At 46.6% G+C, this 14068-nt stretch carries 14 protein-coding genes; 1 reads left to right on the forward strand and 13 read right to left on the reverse strand.

Annotated features, from left to right (window positions below):
- Positions 1–29: 29 nt before the first annotated feature.
- From DWX43_RS17915 to DWX43_RS17935, 5 genes are read right to left on the reverse strand one after another with little or no spacing between them, the layout of a single operon-like run.
- Entirely contained in the window at positions 30–848 is an 819-nt protein-coding gene (locus DWX43_RS17915) for a histidinol-phosphatase HisJ family protein (RefSeq protein ID WP_118621312.1), read from the reverse strand.
- Complete coding sequence (gene mnmA / locus DWX43_RS17920; RefSeq protein WP_118621313.1) at positions 845–1915, reverse strand: tRNA 2-thiouridine(34) synthase MnmA; 1071 nt, start codon at positions 1913–1915, stop codon at positions 845–847. Before mnmA ends, DWX43_RS17915 begins: the two co-directional genes overlap by 4 nt.
- Positions 1915–2352 (reverse strand): Fe-S cluster assembly scaffold protein NifU, encoded by a 438-nt coding sequence (gene nifU / locus DWX43_RS17925; protein ID WP_118621314.1) that lies wholly within the window; start codon positions 2350–2352, stop codon positions 1915–1917. Before nifU ends, mnmA begins: the two co-directional genes overlap by 1 nt.
- The gene (gene nifS / locus DWX43_RS17930) at positions 2353–3552 is read right to left on the reverse strand and encodes a cysteine desulfurase NifS (protein WP_109729137.1); all 1200 of its coding nucleotides are present in this window, start codon (positions 3550–3552) and stop codon (positions 2353–2355) included.
- A gap of 25 nt (positions 3553–3577) precedes the next feature.
- Positions 3578–4036 (reverse strand): Rrf2 family transcriptional regulator, encoded by a 459-nt coding sequence (locus DWX43_RS17935; protein WP_109729136.1) that lies wholly within the window; start codon positions 4034–4036, stop codon positions 3578–3580.
- 178 nt (positions 4037–4214) lie between these two features.
- Between DWX43_RS17935 and DWX43_RS17940 the strand changes: the two genes are divergently transcribed.
- Positions 4215–5540 carry a polysaccharide biosynthesis protein gene (locus DWX43_RS17940; RefSeq protein WP_118621315.1) on the forward strand — a complete coding sequence of 442 codons (1326 nt, stop codon included), beginning with the start codon at positions 4215–4217 and terminating at the stop codon, positions 5538–5540.
- A gap of 73 nt (positions 5541–5613) precedes the next feature.
- On the opposite strand, the gene DWX43_RS17945 is transcribed toward DWX43_RS17940, so the two are convergent.
- The 8 genes from DWX43_RS17945 to DWX43_RS17980 form a co-directional block, all read right to left on the reverse strand.
- The gene (locus tag DWX43_RS17945) at positions 5614–6153 is read right to left on the reverse strand and encodes a stage II sporulation protein M (RefSeq protein ID WP_118621316.1); all 540 of its coding nucleotides are present in this window, start codon (positions 6151–6153) and stop codon (positions 5614–5616) included.
- A gap of 98 nt (positions 6154–6251) precedes the next feature.
- Positions 6252–6794 carry an NUDIX hydrolase gene (locus DWX43_RS17950; RefSeq protein ID WP_109729133.1) on the reverse strand — a complete coding sequence of 181 codons (543 nt, stop codon included), beginning with the start codon at positions 6792–6794 and terminating at the stop codon, positions 6252–6254.
- A 20-nt stretch (positions 6795–6814) separates the two neighbouring features.
- Positions 6815–8011, reverse strand: coding sequence for a pyridoxal phosphate-dependent aminotransferase (locus DWX43_RS17955; RefSeq protein ID WP_118621317.1), 1197 nt, complete (start codon positions 8009–8011; stop codon positions 6815–6817).
- A 359-nt stretch (positions 8012–8370) separates the two neighbouring features.
- The gene (gene rny / locus DWX43_RS17960) at positions 8371–9915 is read right to left on the reverse strand and encodes a ribonuclease Y (protein ID WP_181368568.1); all 1545 of its coding nucleotides are present in this window, start codon (positions 9913–9915) and stop codon (positions 8371–8373) included.
- Positions 9916–10006: 91 nt separating this feature from the next.
- Complete coding sequence (locus DWX43_RS17965; RefSeq protein ID WP_109729130.1) at positions 10007–10621, reverse strand: regulatory protein RecX; 615 nt, start codon at positions 10619–10621, stop codon at positions 10007–10009.
- A 54-nt stretch (positions 10622–10675) separates the two neighbouring features.
- Positions 10676–11818, reverse strand: coding sequence for a recombinase RecA (recA, locus tag DWX43_RS17970; RefSeq protein ID WP_109729129.1), 1143 nt, complete (start codon positions 11816–11818; stop codon positions 10676–10678).
- Between the two features lie 572 nt (positions 11819–12390).
- Positions 12391–13056 (reverse strand): UDP-N-acetylglucosamine pyrophosphorylase, encoded by a 666-nt coding sequence (locus DWX43_RS17975; protein ID WP_118621318.1) that lies wholly within the window; start codon positions 13054–13056, stop codon positions 12391–12393.
- Positions 13057–13068: 12 nt separating this feature from the next.
- Positions 13069–14067: a D-2-hydroxyacid dehydrogenase gene (locus tag DWX43_RS17980; protein WP_118621319.1), complete on the reverse strand. Its 999-nt coding sequence runs from the start codon at positions 14065–14067 to the stop codon at positions 13069–13071.
- Position 14068 lies beyond the last annotated feature (1 nt).

The raw sequence follows: 14068 nt of genomic DNA on the forward strand, positions 1-14068 counted from the left end.
GAACAAAAATTCAAGTGCAAAATGCATTTTTATGGAAGTTGTTCAAATTTCGGCTTTCTCCCTGAAAATTCTGTGTAGTATTTAAATCCACAGTCTTTCAGAATGCCTGCTGCCTTCTCAAAATCGTAGGCAATGTGTTCGGGTCTGTGCCCGTCGGCACCGATCGTAATAATCTCGCCGCCAAGCTCCCGGTAACGCCTGATGATGTCCGGATGCGGATGGCAGAAACCGAGCCCATATTTGAATCCGGCCATATTCATCTCGATCCCTTTGCCTTTGGCAATCACCTTTTTCAGGATTTCATCAAGCTGGTCCGCATACTTCCGGTAGGAATACTCCTGCGCCTGATTGTTCCCGTAACGGACCACATAATCAATATGCCCCAGAACGTCAAAATCATCTACGGCATCGAGGTCTTCCAGTGTCGCCTGAAAGGTCTCCCTGTACGCCTCCTCATCGCTTCTGCCCTGAAACATTTCCCGATAGTAAGGATCGCTGCCATGTACGACATGAACCGACCCTATGACAAAATCGAATGGATATTTATTCACCAATTCTTTATAATATGCACCAAGATGTGGCTGGAGCCCAATCTCAATACCGATGCGGACATCTATTTTATCCGCATACTCTTCTTTCAGCCCTCTGAGCACTTCAAAGTAGTGGTCTATGTCAAAAATAAACGCTTTGGGTCCGATATCTTCGTGAAAGGGATAATCTTTATCATTGTGGTCGGTGATACAGATTGTCTTCAGTCCTTTTGATACCGCACCCTCTATCATGTCTCTCGCCGGTGCCTCACAGTCCGATGAGAAATCTGTGTGCATGTGAAAATCGCTTGTTATCATAATATTGTTCCTCCGCCGAGCACATATTCCCCATCGTAAAATACCACTGCCTGTCCCGGAGTGACTGCCCTCTGAGGTTCTTCAAATGTACAGGTAACTTCGTCCGTGCCCGTTTTTTCTATTGTACACCATGCACCTTTATGGTTATAGCGTATTTTTGTAAAAACACGTAAAGGTTTTGTCAAATCTTCAACGGACATAAAATTCAGGCGGTCTGCACGCAGCACATGTGTCATGGATTCTTCCTTGGTCCCGATCACCACCTCGTTCGTCTCCGGACGGATTTCCAGCACAAAGGCCGGATATCCCAGTGCAAGTCCAAGTCCTTTACGCTGGCCGACTGTATAATGTGTAATTCCCTTATGAGTTCCCAGAACAGTGCCGTCACTGGTCACGAAATCCCCCTCAGGGATCCTGACTTCTGTATTCTCTTCTATATAAGAAGCATAGTCTTTGTCCGGGACAAAACAGATGTCCTGGCTGTCCGGCTTATTCGCAACCTGAAGATGGATCTTCTCCGCAATGCGGCGCACCTCGTCTTTCGAATACTCCCCGACCGGCATCAGCGTCCGCTTCAGCTGTTCCTGTGTCAGATTATAAAGTGCATAGGTCTGGTCCTTCTCAAGCGTTGCAGAACAGCGCAGCGTGCGGCGCCCATTGGGAAGTTCCACGACTCTCGCATAGTGGCCGGTCGCGATATAATCCGCACCGATCGCCATGCTCCTTGTAAGCAAAGACTCCCATTTTACATATCTGTTGCAGGCAATGCACGGGTTCGGTGTTCTCCCATGCATATACTCGTCTATAAAATAGTCGATGACATGTTCTTTAAATTCCTGTTTAAAGTTCATCACATAATATGGAATCCCGAGGTCTGCCGCGACCCTTCTGGCGTCATCTACGGCGCTCAGTCCGCAGCAGCCTCCGTTTTCCTGCTGTACGGCCAGATCTTCATCCTGCCAGATCTGCATCGTCACCCCGATGACCTCATATCCCTGCTTCTTCAAAAGATATGCCGCCACGGAAGAATCTACACCCCCGGACATTCCGACTACTACTTTGCTCATTAATATTCCTCTTCTTCCTCGCCCTCATGGATATCTGACTTTGGCTTCGTGAGCCCTTCGATCTTAATGTCATGTTTTTCGGCATAATCCCAGAGCGCGGCATGAATGGCCTCCTCCGCTAACAGGGAACAGTGCACCTTGACTGGTGGAAGTCCGTCCAAAGCCTCCATTACCGCCTTGTTCGTTATCTGCATCGCTTCATTGATATTCTTTCCCTTTACCAGCTCTGTTGCCATACTGCTTGTAGCCACGGCAGCCCCGCAGCCAAATGTCTTGAATTTCACATCACGGATAATCTGGTTTTCATCAATATCCAGATAAATCCGCATGATATCTCCGCACTTTGCATTTCCTACTGTTCCAACGCCGCTGGCGTTTTCTATTTCCCCTACATTTCTAGGGTGTTCGAAGTGATCCATTACCTTTTCTGTATACATTTATTTTTCCTCCTGTCGTTTGCTTTGTTTTTTTATAAAATCCTCGTATAAAGGTGACATATTTCTCAAATGCTGCACGATTTCTTTTAAGGAATCAACAACAAAATCAAGGTCTTCCTTCGTCGTCTCCTCGCTCAGGGTCATACGCAGTGAACCGTGGGCGATCTCATGGGGCAGGCCGATTGCAAGCAGTACATGTGACGGGTCTAAGGAACCTGAAGTACAGGCAGAACCGCTGGATGCACAGATTCCTTTCATGTCCAGCTTAATCAGAAGAGATTCCCCTTCAATAAACCGGAAACTGAAGTTCACATTATTCGGAAGACGCTTTACCCGGTCGCCGTTCAGCCTGCTGTAAGGAATCTCAGCCCCGATCCTCCCGATCAGATAATCCCGCAGTTCGATTTCCTTCTCTGTTCTCTCCTTCAGGGACGCTGCCGCACGCTCAACAGCCTTTCCGAAACCAACGATACCGGGAACATTCTCAGTCCCTGCGCGGCGTTTCCTCTCCTGCGCACCTCCATGTACGAAAGAACGGATCTTCACGCCCTTCCTGATATACAGAAAACCAATGCCTTTCGGCCCGTTCAGCTTGTGAGCGCTTGCGCTGAGCATATCGATATGACAGGCATCTACATCGATCGGCACCTGGCAGAAAGCCTGTACCGCATCTGTGTGGAAAAGAATCCCCTTCTCATGGGCAATCTCTCCGATCTCCTGAATCGGCTGTATCGTACCGATCTCATTATTCGCATACATGACCGAGATCAGAATCGTATCCGGCCTGATGGCCGCCTTTAAATCATCGAGCTTCACGATCCCATTCTCATCTACGTCCAGATAAGTCACCTCGTATCCCTGCTTTTCCAGATACTCGCATGTATGCAGGACTGCGTGGTGCTCAATCTTCGTCGTAATGATATGTTTTCCTTTATTTCCATAAGCCTCGGCCGTCGCTTTCAGGGCCCAGTTATCCGATTCGGAGCCGCCTGCCGTGAAATAAATCTCATTTCCATTCGCCCCCAGCGTATCTGCGATAATCTCTCTCTGGCGGGTAATCACATCTTTGTTGCCCGATGCAAATGAGTATACGCTGGAAGGGTTCCCGTAATTCTCTGTAAAATAAGGAAGCATCGCCTCCACAACCTCCGGCGCTGTTTTTGTTGTAGCCGCATTGTCTAAATAAATTAGTTTATTCATCTATATTTCCTCCTGTATTGTTTCTCTAATTCTTACAGCCTGTCTGTCCGGGAAAATCCTGACATCCCATCTTCCGGCTTTCTTCCACCAGCTGGTCCAGCTTCATCTCATCCACCGTATGGTTGATGCTTTCATTAATCCGCTGCCACACATACTTGGTCACACAGCTGTCCGCCGCCTTACATCCTTCTTCCGGATTCAGTCCCGAACATTCTACCGGCTCCAGACTGCCTTCCAGGGCACGCAGGACATCGCCAACGGAAATTTCCTCCAGTTCCTTCGCCAGCACATAACCGCCGCCGGCACCCCGGATGCTCTTCACAAGCCCGGCCTTCTTCAGCATTGCCATCAGCTGCTCCAGATACCGTTCTGAAATCCCCTGTCTGTCAGAGATGCTTGTAATTGAAACCGGCTCCTGCCCACTGTATTTCGCAAGATCAATCAGGGCCCTTAAGCCATATCTTCCTTTTGTCGATAATTTCAATCTATCACCTTCTTAATCCCTAGTATAACAATTCCTAGTATTCCATATCCTAGTGTTTTAATCCCTAGCAATTTGCTAGGATTTCTTTTCTTTTGTAGAATACCACTCGGTTCTGGTTCTGTCAAGCCGTAAGCAGGAATATGTTGTAAAAATATGTTTTTTAGGAGATACATAACAAGTGTCCAGAAAACAAACCATCATACGGGGGACCTTTATCTTAACAGCAACCGGCTTTTTATGCAGGTTCATGGGCTTTTTCTACCGGATGTTTTTAAGCCATACTTTCGGGGAGGAAGGTGTCGGCCTGTATCAGCTGATCTTCCCCGTATATTCACTCTGCTTTGCGCTGACCGCGGCAGGACTCGAAACCGCCATATCCAGAACCGTTGCCCAGAAAATCTCCCTCGGGAGAAAAAAAGAAGCCCGCGAAATCCTTCTGCTGGGGCTTTTTATTTCCATGCTGCTATCTTTAATCTGCCTTTTTGTCCTTCAGGGAAATGCGGCATACATTTCCGAAAAATTTCTGGGGGACACCCGCTGCGAACCACTGCTGATTCCTTTGTCCTATGCACTGCCGTTTGCCGCGATCCACAGCTGCATATGCGGCTACTGTTACGGAATGAAGGAAACGAAGATTCCGGCCGTATCCCAGCTGGTCGAACAGGTAACAAGGATTCTTGCTGTCTATGTGTTTTATATGATTTTAATAAAAAAAGGGGACGATGCACCGATCACCATTGCAGTACTCGGGCTGGTCGTCGGAGAAGTGACTTCCGCACTTTATGCCGCCAAATCACTGACACGGAGCACTCATACTATATCCGGACTGAATGTTACATATCAAGAATTCTGTTCTCGTTTCAAGGAACTGGTCCCGCTCTCCCTGCCCCTGACCGCCAACCGCATGTTAATCAACCTGCTGCAGAGCATAGAAGCCATCTCCATCCCTGCCCGGCTGCAGATGCACAACCACAGCACCTCCGAGGCGCTCAGTATTTATGGGGTCCTGACCGGGATGGCACTTCCCTGCATCCTGTTTCCGTCCGCCATCACCAGTTCCATCTCCATCATGCTTATGCCCACCGTTGCAGAAATACAAACGACAGACAACCGTCATGAAATGCTGGATATTATAAAAAAAGTTGCCGGCTCCTGTTTCATACTCGGTCTCGGCTGTTGTTTCATCTTTCTCATCCTCGGTTCCTGGATGGGAAACGTACTGTTCGGCAGCGCCTCCGCCGGTAAGTTCATCATAACCCTGGCATGGATCTGCCCCTTCCTATACACCAACTCTGCCCTGCTGAGTGTGATAAACGGCCTTGGAAAGACAACAAGTACATTCCTCATAAATTCCTTCGGCCTCGTGATCCGGATTGCCAGCGTATTCATTGCAATCCCGTTGTTTGGAATTCAGGGGTACCTCTGGGGAATGCTGCTAAGCCAGCTCATTGTAACGCTTTGCGCGGCAGCCGTTCTCTATCCGAGTCTGAAAACAGGAAGATAAGTTCCAAAAAGAGGAGCCGGATTTTACGAATGTTCCGTAAAATCCGGCTCTGTTTTATTCCACCCGGCTCTCTTTACAGGGTTTTCAGGAATGCCTGCATCAGGATCGGGTTTACATAGGCCTCAAGGATGATGCCCATAACCATTGCCAGCCCGATAAAGATGCTCTTTTGTGCATTCCACTTATTCTGCGGGTATGTATAGCTGTACCAGATAACTACCATATACGCAGGTATATACAGAAGAAACTGGGGCAGGATACCAACAATACAAAGGATGCTGCCCTTTATCCCCATCCCGAGGACCCCCATAGATAACAGCATCCCGCTTGAAAAGCCCGTCCATACAATAAATGCTATGGAAGCCGGTTTTCTTATTTTCGTGAACGCCAGGCCCAGTAATACGAAAAAGGGGACTGCACGGACCCGGACCAGATACCATATGTATTCCTGTGCCGCAATTTCTGCGGTCTGGTACTGGTTCAGAAAGTAATCACTGAAGATTCCGGGTTCGGCGGTATATTTCTTCATGATTAAGTTTACATATAAAATTCCAAATAAAAATCCCGGCATAAAGAAAGCAAACAGCTGCTTCCTCGTATGAAGTATCTTCACAGGCTCTCCTCCTATTGTTCAGATATTTCATTATATGCCGGGGTTTATGATTTATGCCTGTTCGTTTCACCGCCAGAGCGTATGAAAGGGTTTCTTACTTATTTCCTGACGTACTTTGCATCGTATGCCAGAAGCGAGGAGATTGTTTTTCCATCCTCTATTTCACCGGAGAAAATCTTCTCCTTTAATTCTTCTATCGTATAAGCCTTCAGATCGATGAATTCGTCTTCATCCAGATGCTGCTTTGACGGAATCAGGTTCCGGGCAACATAAACTTCAATCCTTTCATTACAGAATGCGACTGTTGTGCGAAGGGTTATCAGCCATTCCAGATCCTCACTCCGGTAGCCAGTCTCTTCTTCCAGTTCACGGCCTGCACATAAGATGCCGGGTTCGTCCTCCGCATCGAGGGCACCTGCCGGAATCTCCAGTGTATAGCGGTCCAGTGCATTCCTGTACTGTCTCACCATCAATATCTTTCCATCGTCCGTAACCGGCACTACCGCGGCAGCACCTTTGTGCCTGATGAAATCCCACACTACGGTATGGTCACCGTCAATCTCCATCGTATCCTGGTAAAAATCGATAATCTTCCCTTTAAACTTCAGTTCCCGGTTAATTCTTTTAATCTGTCCGCTCATATCTGCTCCTTTTCGTTTCCCTACAGAGAGGAAACAAATTTTTCTATTCTGTCAAGACCTTTATCAATCGCCTCTAAAGAAATAGCATATGACAAACGGATAAAATTGTCAAATCCGAAATCTGCACATGGCACGACGGCTACCTTGTAATCTTCAAGCAGGATCTCTGCTACTCTTGCCGTTGTCCCGATCTTCTGCCCTTTATAGGATTTTTCCAGTACATCCGTGAAATCGATAAACACATAGAAAGCTCCTTCCGGCTCCAGCAGATTAAGAAGCGGCATCCCGGAAATCCTTTCATACATGTGCTTTCTTCTTTTATCGAATTCCACCTTCATAGACTCTAACGCTGACTGGTCTCCTGAGAGTGCCTCGAAAGCAGCCTTCTGTGCAATCGAGTTCGGATTGGATGTCTGGTGGCTCTGTACACTTCCCATCAGTTTAGCGATCTCCACGCTGGAACCGGTATAACCGATTCTCCATCCTGTCATTGCATAGCTTTTTGAAACACCGCTGCAGGTGATTGTTCTTTTATAAATCTCATCCCCAAGTGAGGCGATACTCACATGCTTCTTCTCTCCGTAGATCAGATATTCATACATCTCATCAGCTACAACGTAGAAATCCTTTTCCACTGCAACTTCAGCAATTGCACGAAGCTCTTCCTCGGAATAAACCATTCCCGTCGGGTTAGACGGTGTATTCAGAATCAGCGCCTTTGTATTCTCTGACACCGCATTGCGGATCTGCTGTGCCGTTACTTTATAGCCGTTTTCCTTTGATCCGTAGACATACACCGGTATTCCGTCGCTGAGTTTTACGATCTCAGGATAGGTCAGCCAGTATGGTGCAGGTATGATGACTTCGTCTCCCGGATTTAAGATTGCCTCGAAAATATTTGTGAGAGAATGTTTTCCACCGTTACTGATTACAATCTGGTTTGGCTCGTAATGCAGGCCGTTAAAGCTCTCAAACTTTTCACAGACTGCTTTCTTCAATTCTGCCGTTCCTGAGGCTGGCGTATATTTTGTAAATCCTTCTTTAATCGCTTTGATTGCCGCTTCATTGATATTATCCGGTGTATTAAAATCCGGTTCCCCGGCGCCGAACCCTACAACGTCGATTCCTTCTGCCTTCATTGCCTTTGCCTTCGCTGTAATTGCCAACGTTGATGACGGTTTTACCCCCGCCGCTTTTCGTGATAATGTTAATCCCATTTTTCCATCCTCCACTTCATACCAGTATTCGTTTCATTATATAGTATGCGTTCTGATTTAATATTATAGTATACGTTTCCATATATTGCAAGTTCTATTTTTGTTTTATTCTTATTTACTGGATAATCACACTTTTTAAGCAGTATTATATGTTTTTCTGCAATTTACATTTTCGTTTCCTGCATTTGTATTCCCACACTTCAAAACTATTCCTTTTCCCATTCGAAATTTTCTATTGAGGATACCTGAACGAACCTCTCTGGAGCATGTTTAATAATTGCTTATGCATATTTACGGGCAAAAGAAAAAGCCCCCGTCATATGACAAGGGCTGTAATTTCAATTCCTATCTGATATGGATTATTTCGCATAATCTGTAACTCGTGATTCACGGATTACATTTACTTTAATCTGGCCTGGATATTCCAATTCAAATTCAATCTGCTTTGCAATCTCTCTGGCCATAAGTACCATGTCATCATCAGATACTTGTTCCGGAACTACCATAACTCGAATCTCTCTACCTGCCTGAATAGCAAAAGACTTCTCAACACCTTTAAACTGGTTTGATATTTCTTCTAATTGTTTCAATCTGTTTGTGTATGTTTCTATTGTTTCTCTTCTTGCACCTGGTCTTGCCGCAGAAATCGTATCGGCAGCCTGTACTACACATGCAATCAATGTCTGGGGCTCTACATCACCATGATGAGATTCCACTGCATTGATTACTGTCGCAGACTCTTTATACTTTCTGCAAAGGTCAGAACCAATCTGAATATGTGAACCTTCCACGTCGTGGTCAATCGACTTGCCGATATCATGCAGCAACCCTGCACGCTTTGCCATCCTGACGTCCAGACCGATCTCGCCGGCAAGGAGCCCGGATAACTGGGCAACTTCAATAGAGTGCTTTAATGCATTCTGACCATAACTTGTTCTGAACTTCATACGTCCCAACAGACGAATCAGTTCCGGATGAATTCCCGGCACGCCAACTTCTAATGCGGCTGCCTCTCCTTCTTCCCTGATCATTGTGTCCACTTCTTTTTGTGCCTTCTCTACCATCTCCTCGATTCTCGCCGGATGGATACGACCATCCACAATCAATCTTTCAAGTGCAATTCTGGCAACTTCTCTTCGGATCGGGTCAAACCCGGATAATACGACTGCTTCCGGTGTATCGTCGATAATCAGTTCGACGCCGGTCAAAGTCTCAAGAGTTCTGATATTACGTCCCTCTCGTCCGATAATTCTTCCTTTCATTTCATCACTTGGAAGCTGCACTACAGAAATCGTAGTTTCAGCCACATGATCTGCCGCACATCTCTGGATTGCGTTGACGACATATTCCTTCGCCTTCTTATCCGCATCTCCTTTCGCCTGTGCTTCCAGCTCTCTGACCATCTTGGCTGTGTCATGTTTCACATCTTCTTCAACAGTTTTCAACAGATATTCTTTTGCTTGTTCGGAGGTAAGTCCTGAGATTCTTTCTAGTTCCTGTACTCTCTTCTGACTGAGATCTTCTACTTTCGCTTCACGCTGCTTTAGTTGTTCTTCTTTTGCTGTAAATTTAACTTCCCGCTGTTCAATCGCCTCTGACCGTTTGTCCACGGCCTCTTCCTTACTTAGCACCCTTTTCTCATAGCGCTGTAACTCGGCTCTTCTTTCCTTTGTCTCTTTTTCCAGTTCATTCTTAGTCTTGATAGACTCTTCCTTCACCTCTAAGAGAGCTTCTTTTTTCGTTGTCTCAGCAGTCTTTACGGCATCATCAATTATCTCTCTTGCCTTTGCTTCTGCATTCCCGATCTTGGACGCTGCATTGTTCTTCAGATTGGAAACCGTCACAAAGTGAGTAATAATACCAACTATCAACGCGAGGGCTACGGCAATAACAATACTAATCATTGTTGGCACAGGAGCACCTCCTTATTTAATTTTCATTGTACATATTGCTCTAAATACAACAGTTAAATTTTATACTGTTTTCACAACTATGTCAAGCATTCTCATTATAATTTTGTATCACTTGACGGATGTCGTCATAACGGAAGCCTTTTCGCGATAAATATCCATAAATTTTATGTAATTCTTCCTCCGTGGCATGAGCCGGATCGACCCTTTTTTTACGGAATATCTGGAGGATTGCATCCCGCTCAGAGTCTGGGCCGGAGCACTCTTCGAAGGCAAGGTCAATCTGACCGGACGATACTCCTTTGCTTAACAGCTGGGCGTAAATCTCCCTTCTGCTCTTTGTCTGCTGCCTGCTTTCAATGAACCGCTTTGCATATCGATAATCATCTATGTAACCAAAAGTCTTCACATATTTGAGTGCTGCCTCTATCGCCTCTTCGGGATACAGCCCCTGCCTCAGTTTTTCTAAAAGTCCCGCCTCGGTCCTGTCCATGTCTTCCAGAAGGTGCATGGCCCTGAGCTTCGCACGCTTCAGTACCACCTCGTCCATCACCCGCCGGCGCACTTCATCGTCAATTTGTTCCCCTTCCCGGATGCCGTAACGTGAGAGTTCGCCTTTGTATAATACAAAGGCGAACTCCTCATCCAGGAATACTTTATACTTTGTCTTCGTTACAGGTTCCAGCTTTGTAACTGTCATAGTAAGTGCACGCTCCTGTTCCTCTATTCTTATCTTTTATCTCGAAGACTTCTTCTACTCTGTCTTAGCCGCTTCAGCAGCAGGAGCAGTCTTATCTGCCGCCTTTGCCTTCCCCGCAGCCTCTGCTTTTGCCGGCTCTTTTACTTTCTTTGTCAGCTTAAGTTCGTCTGCTTCATCCGCTTCGCTGTCTTCTCCGTTGAGCTTATAATAAGAACGCACCTGATGGTCCAGTTCTTCCATCAGCTCTGGATGCTCCGAAAGATATGCTTTGGCATTCTCGCGTCCCTGTCCGATCTTTTCTCCTTTGTATGCATACCATGCACCACTCTTATTGATCACGTCTATACCGGCCGCCAGATCCAGCAAATCCCCTTCTCTGGAAATACCTTTCCCGAACATGATATCGAATTCAGCTTCCTTGAACGGAGGCGCAATCTTGTTCTTTACAATCTTAATACGTGTCCGGTTACCGACCATTTCCCCGCTCTGCTTGAGAGTCTCAATTCTTCTGACGTCCATTCTGACAGATGCATAGAACTTCAGCGCACGCCCTCCTGTCGTGGTCTCCGGATTACCGAACATAACACCAACCTTCTCACGCAGCTGGTTGATAAAGATAACGACACAGTTAGACTTGCTGATAACCGGTGTCAGCTTCCTCAATGCCTGGGACATCAGCCTTGCCTGAAGGCCCACATGGCTGTCTCCCATATCCCCTTCAATCTCCTGTCTCGGAACCAGGGCTGCTACAGAGTCGATAACAATAATATCGATCGCACCCGAACGCACCATCGTCTCTGTAATCTCAAGTGCCTGGTCACCACTGTCCGGCTGTGAGATATACAATTCATCAATATCAACCCCGATGCTCTTCGCATATACAGGGTCCAGAGCATGCTCGGCATCGACAAACCCTGCAATCCCGCCCCTCTTCTGGACCTCTGCGATCATATGTAAGGCAACCGTCGTCTTACCACTGGACTCAGGCCCGTAAACCTCAATTACACGTCCCTTCGGGACACCGCCAAGTCCCAGCGCCAGATCCAGGCTCAGACAGCCGGTCGGTACAGTCTCCACAGCCACATGCGCTCCCGGTTCCCCGAGCTTCATAACCGTTCCTTTTCCAAAATCCTTCTCTAACTTTGCAATCGCCGCTTCCAACGCTTTCTTCTTATCTTCATTACCATTATTCGCCATAGTCTTAAACTTCTCCTTCTCGTCTCTCGAACAATTGTTCGCTTTTCTATTAATATACTATTATACTTGTTGTCAATTGTCAACAACAATTTTATAAATTTATTATACAACATTACATGTCCAATAATCAGGACTTATCTCTATTTTTAGTTATTACCAGAAATAATTTTAAAACAAATCATTCATCCCCGGCCATCGGCCAAACACAAAAATCAAACTTATAAAGACACTCCACCCATAGGCATCACATCCATTCCATATCCATATTAATCAACTTGAATTCCCTCGGCGATACGCCTGAACCATCAGAAAACCAGAATTTCTTTGAATTGCTTTGTTGATGAAGGTAGTATAACATATAAGCACGCTATTTTCCAGAGAAATATTTTTTAATTACTGATTACTATGTACACCTAAAAAGTATGGCATATATCCTCCGGCGGATGCACCCAGCGTCAATTGAAACCGGCCGCGGGGATGCGGGGGTTCCTTATGCGGGGGGCAAGTGCTGAAAGTGCGCATAAGGAACCCCCGCATCCCCGCGGCCGGTTTTAATTGACGCGTCCCGCATTCTAAACTTTTTCTACAACTTCACCTTGTTTTTTGTAGATGCTCCCTGACGGGACATATCCTCTGACTGAGGACAGTGGGTAGATGTTTGTATGGCTGCCTACTACGGTTCCGGGGTTTAAGACACTTCCACACCCTACTTCCACTTCGTCGCCGAGCATGGCACCGAATTTCTTCATTCCTGTTTCGATCTTTCCTTCCGGAGTCTTTACAACGACAAGCTTTTTGTCGGATTTCACATTGGAGGTGATGGAACCCGCACCCATATGGGACTTGTAGCCGAGAATGGAATCTCCTACATAGTTGTAATGCGGAACCTGAACTTTATTAAACAGGATTACATTTTTCAGTTCTGTAGAGTTTCCGACGACTGCACCTTCCCCGACAATCGCGTTACCCCTGATAAATGCACAGTGTCTTACCTCTGCATCCTTTCCAATGATGGCAGGACCATTGATAAATGCGGTAGGTGCAACCTTTGCTGTTTTGGCGATCCATATATTTTCATCGCGTTTTTCGTACTCATCTTTGCTTAAAGAGGCACCGAGTTCCAGAATGAAACTGCTGATCTTCGGGAGTACTTCCCAAGGATAAGTCACTCCCTCGAAAATATCTTTTGCGATTGTTTCATCAAGTGTGTAGAGTTCTTTTACTGTCAATGCTGTCATGTTCTGCTCCTCCTAATCGTTGTCTTCCGGTCCACAGAATTTTCTGTAACCGGTCTGAAAGTCTACTTCATTTTCTATCTTACAGCCTGTTAAAACTGCTTTTAAATTTTCTGCGGCAATCTCTACTACTGTCTCCAGTATCTGCTGCATGTGGTAATTCCCGGACACATGCGGCGTAATCAATAGATTCGGAGCATCCCACAGGGGTGAATCTTTCGGAAGCGGCTCCTGCTCAGCCACATCAATCGCTGCGCCGCCCAGTTTCCCGCTTCGCAGTGCATTTACCAGATCTTCTGTCGGGATCAGGCTCCCCCTCCCTACGTTAAGCAGGAGCGCCCCGTCCTTCATCCGGTCTATCCGCTCCCTGTTCAGAAGATGTTCCGTCTCGGGGGTTCCCGGAAGGGAGCATGCCACGATATCGGCCCTGCCAAGCAGGTGATCCAGTTCATCCATTTGATGCAGTTCATCCAGATAGTCCGGCCTCTTTGCCCGGTTCCTGCGCACACCGATCACATGGCTTCCCAGCGCATGCATCTTTCTGGCAAACTGGCCGCCGATATCGCCCAGCCCGATAACCAGAGTCACAGAGTTCATGATGGAATTCACTTTCCCTTCATCCTTCCACTCATGTGATTCCATGTTCTTATAGTACCGGTCCAGTTTCTTCATCAGCATCAGTACGGCACCGAGCATATACTCCGATATAGCCAGGCCATATGCGCCTGTTGCATTGGCAAGCTGTGCCCCTGCCGGCATGATGCCGGGCACAATATACGGTGCTGCACCCGCACTGTCCAGCTGCATAAGCTTTAAATTACGGGCAGACTTCAAATACTCCGGCTTTACATTGCCCAGAATAAACTCTGACCGTTCAACCATCTCCTGTGTCACATCCTTCTGTGAAACATAGGTAAAATGAAATTGATCACTGCCTGCCGCTTCAGATGCCGCATGCTCCAGATATATTTTATGCTGCGGTTCTGCCGGAATTGTCACTAATATTTCTCTCATG

This window comes from Clostridium sp. AF19-22AC, assembly GCF_003479085.1.
Lineage (GTDB): Bacteria > Bacillota > Clostridia > Lachnospirales > Lachnospiraceae > Faecalicatena_A > Faecalicatena_A orotica.